7 protein-coding genes are annotated in these 6396 nt (G+C 63.5%); 5 read left to right on the top strand and 2 right to left on the bottom strand.

Annotation, left to right across the window (positions count from 1 at the left end; translation table 11 throughout):
• Window positions 1–344 precede the first annotated feature (344 nt).
• A complete protein-coding gene (locus QZY48_RS27895; protein WP_295436900.1) occupies window positions 345–1196 on the bottom strand; it encodes an NAD(+)--dinitrogen-reductase ADP-D-ribosyltransferase in 852 nt (283 codons plus the stop codon).
• Window positions 1197–1407: 211 nt separating this feature from the next.
• Here QZY48_RS27895 and nifH point away from each other — a divergent pair, with 211 nt between their 5' ends.
• The 5 genes from nifH (at window position 1408) to QZY48_RS27920 (ending at window position 6211) form a co-directional block, all read left to right on the top strand.
• Window positions 1408–2289, top strand: coding sequence for a nitrogenase iron protein (gene nifH / locus QZY48_RS27900; protein WP_295436901.1), 882 nt, complete (start codon window positions 1408–1410; stop codon window positions 2287–2289).
• Between the two features lie 118 nt (window positions 2290–2407).
• Complete coding sequence (gene nifD / locus QZY48_RS27905; protein ID WP_295436902.1) at window positions 2408–3892, top strand: nitrogenase molybdenum-iron protein alpha chain; 1485 nt, start codon at window positions 2408–2410, stop codon at window positions 3890–3892.
• 119 nt (window positions 3893–4011) lie between these two features.
• Complete coding sequence (gene nifK / locus QZY48_RS27910) at window positions 4012–5583, top strand: nitrogenase molybdenum-iron protein subunit beta (RefSeq protein WP_295436904.1); 1572 nt, start codon at window positions 4012–4014, stop codon at window positions 5581–5583.
• Between the two features lie 151 nt (window positions 5584–5734).
• Complete coding sequence (gene nifT / locus QZY48_RS27915) at window positions 5735–5950, top strand: putative nitrogen fixation protein NifT (protein WP_100918827.1); 216 nt, start codon at window positions 5735–5737, stop codon at window positions 5948–5950.
• A gap of 66 nt (window positions 5951–6016) precedes the next feature.
• The gene (locus QZY48_RS27920) at window positions 6017–6211 is read left to right on the top strand and encodes a 4Fe-4S binding protein (RefSeq protein WP_295436905.1); all 195 of its coding nucleotides are present in this window, start codon (window positions 6017–6019) and stop codon (window positions 6209–6211) included.
• Between the two features lie 56 nt (window positions 6212–6267).
• On the opposite strand, the gene QZY48_RS27925 is transcribed toward QZY48_RS27920, so the two are convergent.
• Complete coding sequence (locus QZY48_RS27925) at window positions 6268–6393, bottom strand: hypothetical protein (RefSeq protein WP_295436907.1); 126 nt, start codon at window positions 6391–6393, stop codon at window positions 6268–6270.
• Window positions 6394–6396 lie beyond the last annotated feature (3 nt).

A 6396-nucleotide genomic window follows, 5' to 3' on the forward strand; every position in this document is an offset into this window, starting at 1 on the left:
CGGCGCCTCTACGAGAGCCCCTTTACCGACTTCGACGATCAGGGTGTGGCCGGGGTCTTTTCGCTGGAGGACGCGCGGGTGCTGGTGCAGGTGTTGCGGGATGTCGGGGGCCGCGCGGCGGCTTGATGCCCTGATCGCGGGATCGGGAGCGGTCTTTCCGGCATTGGAATGCCGGGCGTGCGTACTTGCTTCGGCGCTGGCGCGAGGGAGCCAGCCCGCGGGGGCGGGACACCCCCGCAAACCGCAAGGTCGTTGGTCCGCACAGCGGCCCCTACGGGGCCTAGGGTCCGCTGCGCGGACCGACGGCGGCCGGCCGGAACCATGATCTAAAGCCCCGCCCCGACTCACAGGGTCGCGATCCGCACCCCATAAACCCCGCCGACCACGACGAACTCGTCCTCCCCCTTGAGCATCCCGGGCAGCAGCCGGTTGTAGAAGAAGACCTTGGCGCGCGGCACCTGCGCCGTCAGCAGGTAGTCGCCGAACTCGTCGGCGCGCTCCCGGTCGCTGGTGAAGCTGTTGAGATTGTTGAGCAGGACCAGATAGGAGCCGTCCGGCTCGCGGCCCAGGACCTCGTGGTCGCCGATGGAGTTGATGCCCCGGTGCAACGTCAGGTGAGTCGTCCCGGGATGTTGGCGGGCCAGTTCGTACTGACAGTAGGTGTAGAGCAGGTCGAGTTGGGACTCCACGGCGTTGGTGCCATAGATCCCGCGCACCGCCTCCCCCTGGAACCATAGATAGTCCTCGCTGCCGCGACCGTACAGGGGCCGCCCGTGGTGGCGGGCCAGCAGGCCGAAGCGGGTCTCGGCCCAGTATTTGAGCACGGCCCCCTCGCGGCCGTCCGAGTCGAAGGACCAACCGCGCACCAGCCGCAGATAGTTGGCGTTGGCCCGGGACTTCTTGCGCCGGCCCGGCGTCAGCCCCGCCTCCTCCAGGTCCGCCAGGCAGAAGCGCACGGTCATGTAGTCGACGAAGCACTGGGCCCGCGCGCCGTGGTCGGCGACCGGGTCCAGGCGCCGACACAGGTCGCCGTGGAAGTCGTGCACCCCGTCGATCGCCAGCGGCACCGGGTGGCGCTGGAAGGCGAGGCTGCCCAGGATCCAGGCCGGCAGGTTGCAGCGGTTGATGCACAGGCGCGCCGCCGGGGGCAGGGTCGCCGCGGCGGCGAGGAAGGAGGCGTGTCGGGCAAGGTCCATTTCCGACTCCGGCTGTCTGTCATTATCCATACAGCCGCCACCGCCTTGTCGTGGATGCTACCAAGGCCCGACGGCCCGAAATATCAATATACATATTTGTTTTCACGACGTTTATATTACAGTACATGAGATGGCACGCGATTTGCTGATAGCCCGTTGAACGCGAATTTTGTTCAACCGCTGCGAAAGCGACCTACAGGAGAACCTACCCATGGCACTGCGTCAATGCGCCATCTACGGCAAAGGTGGAATCGGCAAGTCCACCACTACCCAGAATCTGGTCGCCGGCCTGGCCGAGGCCGGTAAAAAGGTGATGATCGTCGGCTGCGACCCCAAGGCCGACTCCACCCGTCTGATCCTGCACGCCAAGGCGCAGAACTCCATCATGGAGATGGCGGCGAACGCCGGCAGCGTGGAAGACCTCGAACTGGAGGACGTGCTCAAGGTCGGCTACCGCGGCATCAAGTGCGTCGAGTCCGGCGGCCCGGAGCCGGGTGTCGGCTGCGCCGGCCGCGGGGTCATCACCGCCATCAACTTCCTGGAAGAGGAAGGCGCCTACGAGGCGGATCTGGACTTCGTCTTCTATGACGTGCTGGGCGACGTGGTGTGCGGCGGCTTCGCCATGCCCATCCGTGAGAACAAGGCCCAGGAGATCTACATCGTCTGCTCCGGCGAGATGATGGCCATGTACGCGGCCAACAACATCGCCAAGGGCATCGTGAAGTACGCCAACTCCGGTAGCGTGCGCCTGGCCGGCCTGATCTGCAACAGCCGCAACACCGCCCGCGAAGATGAGCTGATCATCGAACTGGCCCGCCAGCTCGGCACCCAGATGATCCACTTCGTGCCCCGCGACAACGTGGTGCAGCGCGCCGAGATCCGCCGCATGACGGTCATCGAGTATGACCCCAAGGCCGCGCAGGCCCAGCAGTATCGGGACCTTGCGCACAAGATCATCAACAACAAGAACTTCGTGATCCCCACCCCGATCACCATGGATGCGCTCGAAGAACTGTTGATGGCCTTCGGTCTGATGGACGAGGAAGACGAGTCGATCGTCGGCAAGACGGCCGGCGAGGAAGTCGCGGCCTGATCGGACGGGTACCAAGATCGAGCCCCCAGGCGCCCCCGCGCCTGCGTGGTTCAGAACAGCGTTGTTGCAGAGCGTTCCGTCGGCGGATTAGCCGCGGCGCCCGTTGCGGAGAGCCAACATGGCGAATTTGACTCGTGAAGAGACCCTCGACCTCATTGCCGAGGTCCTGGAAGTCTACCCGGAAAAGGCCAAGAAGGATCGCGCCAAGCACCTGGCGGTCAACGACCAGGCGATCGAGCAGTCCAAGAAGTGCATCACCTCCAACCGCAAGTCCCTGCCCGGGGTGATGACGGTGCGCGGCTGCGCCTATGCCGGTTCCAAGGGTGTGGTGTGGGGGCCGATCAAGGACATGATCCATGTCTCCCACGGACCCGTCGGCTGCGGTCAGTATTCCCGCGCCGGACGCCGTAACTACTATGTCGGCATGACCGGGGTCAACACCTTCGGCACCATGAATTTCACGTCCGACTTCCAGGAGAAGGACATCGTCTTCGGCGGCGACAAGAAGCTCGCCAAGCTGATCGATGAAATCGAGCAGTTGTTCCCGCTCAACAAGGGCATCAGCGTCCAGTCCGAGTGCCCGATCGGGCTCATCGGCGACGATATCGAGGCGGTCTCCAAGAAGAAGGCCAAGGAACTCGACAAGCCGATCGTCCCGGTGCGTTGCGAGGGCTTCCGCGGGGTCTCCCAGTCGCTCGGTCACCACATCGCCAACGATGCCATCCGCGACTGGGTCATCGGCAACCGCGACGGCGATGATTCCTTCCCGACCACGCCCTATGACGTGGCGGTGATCGGCGACTACAACATCGGCGGCGACGCCTGGGCCTCGCGCATCCTGCTCGAAGAGATGGGCCTGCGGGTGGTCGCGCAGTGGTCCGGCGACGGCACCATCGCCGAGATGGAGCTGACCCCCAAGGTAAAGCTCAACCTCATCCACTGCTATCGGTCGATGAACTATATCAGCCGGCACATGGAAGAGAAGTACGGGATCCCCTGGATGGAATACAACTTCTTCGGGCCGACCAAGATCGCCGAGTCCCTGCGCAAGATCGCCGCCTTCTTCGACGAGACTATCAAGGCCAATGCCGAGGCGGTCATCGCCAAGTACGAGGCGCAATACGCGGCCGTCATCGCCAAGTACCGTCCGCGGCTGGAAGGCAAACGGGTCATGCTCTACGTCGGCGGCCTGCGCCCGCGCCACGTCATCGGCGCCTACGAGGACCTTGGGATGGAGGTGGTCGGCACCGGCTACGAGTTCGCCCACAACGACGACTATGACCGCACCATCAAGGACATGGCCGACTCCACGCTGCTCTACGACGACGTGACCGGCTACGAGTTCGAGGAATTCGTCAAGCGCATCAAGCCCGACCTGATCGGCTCCGGCATCAAGGAGAAGTACATCTTCCAGAAGATGGGCATCCCCTTCCGCCAGATGCACTCCTGGGACTACTCCGGCCCCTATCACGGCTATGACGGCTTCTCGATCTTCGCCCGCGATATGGACATGACCATCAACAACCCCTGCTGGGGCAAGATGACCGCGCCCTGGCTGGTCGAGGAGGAGGCCCAGGCACAGCCGCAGCAGGCCCGCGCCTGATCCTGCCCGCGGGTGCGCCCGGCGCACCCGGTTCCAGTCCGCACGGGTGCGCCTGGCGCACCCGGCCCGATCCCATCATGCCGTCGTCCGCGGATTAGCGGCGCGGCAGGAGAATTGAGATGAGCCAGACAGTCGACGACATCAAGCCGAGCTACCCGCTGTTCCGGGCACCGGAATACAAGGCCAACCTCGCCAACAAGCGCGACACGGTCGAAGAGGGCCACACGCCCGAGCGCCTCGCGCAGGTCTTCCAGTGGACCACCACCGAGGAATACAAAGAGCTCAACTTCAAGCGTGAGGCCCTGACCATCAATCCGGCCAAGGCCTGTCAGCCCCTGGGCGCGGTGCTCTGTGCGCTGGGCTTTGAAAAGACCCTGCCCTATGTGCATGGCTCCCAGGGGTGCGTGGCCTATTTCCGCTCCTATTTCAACCGCCACTTCAAGGAGCCGATCGCCTGCGTCTCCGACTCCATGACCGAGGATGCGGCGGTCTTCGGCGGCCAGAAGAACATGTTCGACGGTCTGGAGAACGCGCTCGCGCTCTACAAGCCGGAGATGATCGCCGTCTCCACCACCTGCATGGCCGAGGTCATCGGCGATGACCTGAGCAGCTTCATCACCAACGCCAAGAAGGAAGGCCATATCCCGGACGCACTGCCGGTCCCCTTCGCCCATACCCCGAGCTTCGTCGGTTCCCATACCACCGGCTGGGACAACATGTTCGAGGGCATCATCCGCTTCTTCAGCCTCAACGTCATGGACAGCAAGAAGGTCGGCAGCAACGGCAAGCTCAACATCGTGCCCGGCTTCGAGACCTATCTGGGCAACTACCGGGTCATCCACCGGATGCTCGACGAGATGGGCGTGGCCCACAGCATGTTGTGCGACCCCACCGAGGTGCTGGATACCCCGGCCGACGGTGAGTACCGCATGTACGCCGGCGGCACCACCCAGGCCGAGATCAAGGACGCCCCCAACGCCATCGACACCCTGATGCTCCAGCCCTGGCAATTGCCCAAGACCAAGAAGCACGTCGAACTGGTCTGGAACCAGCCGGCCACCCACATCAATATCCCGATGGGGCTGGAATGGACGGACGACTTCCTGATGAAGGTCTCCGAGCTGACCGGCAAGCCCATCCCCGCCTCGCTGGCCAAGGAGCGCGGCCGCCTGGTGGACATGATGACCGACAGCCACGCCTGGCTGCACGGCAAGAAGTTCGCGCTCTACGGGGATGCGGACTATGTGCTGGGGATGGTGAAGTTCCTGCTGGAACTGGGCGCCGAGCCCACCGACATCCTGTGCAATCAGGCGAATAAGCGCTGGAAGAAGGAGTTGGAGGGGATTCTGGCCGCCTCGCCCTATGGCAAGCTCGCGACGGTCCATACCGGCGCGGACCTGTGGCACTTCCGCTCCCTGATGTTCACCAACAAGCCGGACTTCATGATCGGCAACTCCTACGGCAAGTTCATTCAGCGCGACACCCTGCACAAGGGTAAGGAGTTTGAGGTCCCGCTGATCCGTATCGGATTCCCGATCTTCGACCGTCATCATCTGCACCGGATGACGACCCTGGGCTATGAGGGGGCCATGTATATCCTCACTACCCTGGTCAATGCGGTCCTGGAGCGGCTCGACGAGGAGACCCGCGGTATGGGCACCACGGACTATAATTATGACCTGGTGCGGTAGCTCGGGTCAGCGAAGCGTAACCCGACAGCAGCCGGCAGGAAGCCGCGGGTCAAGGCGCGCAGCAGCAGTTCGCGGCAAGGAGTGATCGCCGCGGCGCGCCTGACCCGACCGACGACCACGACGGCGGTCGACACAGACTCAAGGTAAACCAATGCCCAGCGTAATGATCCGTAAGAGCGACAGCGGCGCGCTCCTCTTCTATGTCGCCAAGAAGGACATGGAGGAGACTATCGCCACCGTGGAGACCGACACCCCGCAGACCTGGGGCGGCGAGGTGGAGCTGACCGACGGGTCGCGGTGGTACGTCGACCCCATCAGCCCGCCGCCGGTCTTCCCGACCACCCTGCGCTTCAAGCGCGCCGACTAGACCGGTCGATAGACCTGTAAGCCGCCGCCGCGTGCGGCCCCGTTTCAACGAATACCGGAGACTCCTATGGCCATGCAAATCCTGAAATCCGCCTGCACCGCCTGCGGTGACTGCGTGACAGTCTGCCCCACCAAGTCGATCAGCCCCTTCAAGGGCCTCTACAAGATCGACCCCGACACCTGCACCGAGTGCGAGGGTGAATTCGACATGCCCCAGTGTGTCAATGCCTGCATGGAGGACAACTGCATCGTCCCGGTCTGATCGGCGGCGGGCTCGCAGCCGGCTCCCACAGTGGTTTGTAACGAGCCAAGAACAAGTTAAACACATATCGTCGTTGTCGTTGTCGTTGTCGTTGTCGTTGTCGTTGTCGTTGTCGTTGTCGTAATCGGAGAAGCGATGCACTTTGGGGTGCAAGAGAATCCGGGGCGGTACGATAACCTCAATCA

This window comes from uncultured Thiodictyon sp., from assembly GCF_903828115.1.
Lineage (GTDB): Bacteria > Pseudomonadota > Gammaproteobacteria > Chromatiales > Chromatiaceae > Thiodictyon.